Genomic DNA, 1226 nt, shown 5'->3' on the forward strand with positions numbered 1-1226 from the left:
GGCGGCGGTGGTGAAGGTGCCGCTGACGGTGGGCTTGCCGGTCTCCACGACGGCGCCCTCCGAACGCGGGAAGAACTCGTACCACGAGCCGTACAACGCCCGCTCCCGCTCCACCAACAACGGCAACTGCTCGGAGGACGAGACGAATTCGCGCAGCGGATGGCGGGCGAGGACATGGTCCACGTCCGGGGTGAGGGCGGCGGCGAGCCGGGCCGCGGCGGGGCGAGCGGTGTCGCGCAGGGCGTCCGCGGCGGCGAGGAGTGTGTCGCGGCGGCCCCGGCTCTCCGGCACTCCGGCGGCGGCCCGCTCGTACAGCAGCGCGCCCTCCTCCAGGACCAGCTCCGTGTCCATCCCCGCCGGGATCTTGATCTGCGCATGGTGGCGCCAGGTGGTGATCGGGTCGCCCCAGGCCTCCACGGTGTAGGTCCAGCGGCCCTCCTTCGACGCGGAGACGGTGGCGCCCCAACGGTCCGTACCGGGCGTCAGCTCCCGCATGGGGGTCCAGGGACCGGCCTGGCCCTCCGGGTCCCGCAGTACGACGTTGGCGGCGACCGCGTCGTGGCCCTCCCGGAACACCGTCGCCGAGATCTCGAACGCCTCGCCCACGACGGCCTTGGCGGGGCGGCGCCCGTAGGCCACGAGGGGGCGGACGTCCAGGACGGGGATACGGCCGATGAGGGCGCCGTCGCCGGGTGGCGCGGCGTTCGGTGCGGTGAGGTCCGGTGCCGTGGTGTCCAGTGGCAGGGCTTCTGTGGGTTCGGCCTGGACCGAAGGTTCGGCTTGTGGCGACTCGGGTTTCGGCGGCGCGGTCTTCGCCGATTTGGCCTTCGCCTTGGTGGCCTTCGCAGGCTTCGCGGCCTTGGCGGCTTTCGTGGCCTTCGTAGCTTTGGTGGCCTTCGTGGCTTTGGCGGGTGTGGTTTTCGCCCGTTTGGCTGCCGCCTTCTTCGTGGGTGTGGCTTTGGCGGTCTTCACCGGTTTGGCGGCTGCCTTCTTCGCGGGTGAGGCCTCCGCCGCCTTCGCGGGGGTGGCCTCAGCCTTTGCGGGCTCTTCGGCCGCTGCCTGGTCCGGCTTCTCGGCCGCAGCCCGCTGCGGCGGGCCGGGTTTCACCCCGTTCGCGGGAGGTGTGCCATTGCTGTGCGTCGGGGGTGATGACGAGTGGTGCGTGGCGGGCATGACCGCTCCTGTCCGCGTCAACGTTGGTGGGCGGATGGGGGTGTGGGGAGGTG

1 protein-coding gene is annotated in these 1226 nt (G+C 71.9%); it reads right to left on the reverse strand.

Annotation, left to right across the window (positions count from 1 at the left end; translation table 11 throughout):
* Positions 1-1173: maltotransferase domain-containing protein (locus tag G6048_RS50785; RefSeq protein WP_235991161.1), on the reverse strand; the 1173-nt coding region annotated here is incomplete at its 3' end.
* Positions 1174-1226: the final 53 nt, after the last annotated feature.

The organism is Streptomyces ureilyticus, from assembly GCF_011045025.1.
Classification (GTDB): Bacteria; Actinomycetota; Actinomycetes; order Streptomycetales; family Streptomycetaceae; genus Streptomyces; species Streptomyces ureilyticus.